At 61.4% G+C, this 1,520-nt stretch carries 1 protein-coding gene and 1 pseudogene; one reads left to right on the top strand and one right to left on the bottom strand.

What is annotated here, in order from left to right; all coding sequences use genetic code 11:
* Window positions 1-409: 409 nt before the first annotated feature.
* Window positions 410-738, bottom strand: a pseudogene (locus ACWDSI_RS20435) (integrase core domain-containing protein); the annotation flags it as partial.
* Window positions 739-740: 2 nt separating this feature from the next.
* Here ACWDSI_RS20435 and ACWDSI_RS20430 point away from each other — a divergent pair.
* Window positions 741-1,460 carry an IS3 family transposase gene (locus ACWDSI_RS20430; RefSeq protein WP_449757684.1) on the top strand — a complete coding sequence of 240 codons (720 nt, stop codon included), beginning with the start codon at window positions 741-743 and terminating at the stop codon, window positions 1,458-1,460.
* Window positions 1,461-1,520 lie beyond the last annotated feature (60 nt).

Raw genomic sequence — 1,520 nt, 5'->3', positions numbered from 1 at the left:
CCAGCGCTGCAACGCTGACTTGATCAAGTGACTACCAGGATCATATTTACGGGAAGGCACGCCCTCCCTGATCCACAGGTCTTGATCATTCCTCAGTACCCACGGATGCGAAGCCTTAACCCTCGATCAGAACGAATGCGACACGACCCAATGAACACGCGTTCCCCCAGCACACAGCCACTGCGCAATATTGGACGAACGCTGGACCGAGGCACCCCGTAGGTTCACTCATCCGCGTCCTTGAGTTCACGGATCTTAATGACCGATCATCGAGTACTTTAACCGGCACGCCGACGGGAACCCTGAGCAAGGCGTGCCGGTGCCTCAACTTGGAGCCCATCCCATGGGATCTCCCCCGTACGATCGTCGCCGAGGCGGAACTTGTCAAGGTGTTTGAGTCCAGCGGGTGTTAGGCGGCTGCCGGTTTTGTCGGTTGTTGGTTCTCCTGTTCGGGTTTGTTGATCCAGGCGGCGTCGGGCATGTCAAGGATCTTCGGGTCGGTGTGGCCGCTGAATCGTTCGGGGTGGGTGCGGCGGGCCTCGGCGAGGGTAGCTGAGCGTTCGGCCGAGACGGTTGGTGCGTGGCCGTAGTGCACGTCACCGGGGGTGTGCAGGCCGATACCGCTGTGGTGGTGGTCGTGGTTGTACCAGTCCACGAACATCGCCATGAACTCACGCGCGTGCTGTATCGACCCGAACCTGTGGCCGGGAACACCGGCGCGTATTTCATTGTCTTGAACCATGCGTGACCAGTTGCGCACCTATGCCCGCAAACACCCGCGGCACGGGTTCCGGCGAGCGTGGGCGCACCTGCGCTTCGACGACGGCATCGAGATCAACAAGAAGAGGGTGCATCGACTGTGGAAGGAGGAGGGCCTGCAAGTGCGGCGTGCTCCGCGGCGCAAACGCGCCGGCCAATCGTCGGTGCCGGTCGTGGTCGCGGACGCACCGAAAGTGGTGTGGGCGTTGGACTTTCAGTTCGATTCCACCGTGGATGGGAAGAAGATCAAGATCGCATCGATGGTGGACGAACACACCCGGCTATCGCTGCTGAACATCGTGGACCGCTCGATCACCGCCGAACGGCTGATCGAGGAGTTGGAGAAGACGTTCGCGATCTGGGGTGGCCCGCCGATGGTGCTGCGCATGGACAACGGCCCTGAGTTCATCTCAGAAGCCCTGCGCGACTTCTGTGCAGGGTCGGTGGGGATCTCCTACATTCCGCCCGGCACGCCGTGGAACAACGGGTTCATCGAGTCGTTCAACAACCGGTTGCGCGACGAGTGTTTGAACCGCAACTGCTGGCCCACCCTGCTCGAGGCCCGCGTGGTCATCGACGACTTCAAAGACGACCACAACCACCGACATCGGCACTCAGCACTGCGTTACCGAACCCCGGCCGAGTACGCTGCCGGATGCACCCACCTGAACCGTCCTGGATCGGATGGAGACCTGGTTTAGGCCACCTCCGCTTTGGAGGCGACGGTGTCACGGTAGCGCGTCTCGTATTCGATGGGTGGG

This window comes from Gordonia sp. NPDC003429, assembly GCF_053588575.1.
Note: the sequence above shows the minus strand (reverse complement) of the source record. Positions and strands in the feature narration are given on the sequence as shown.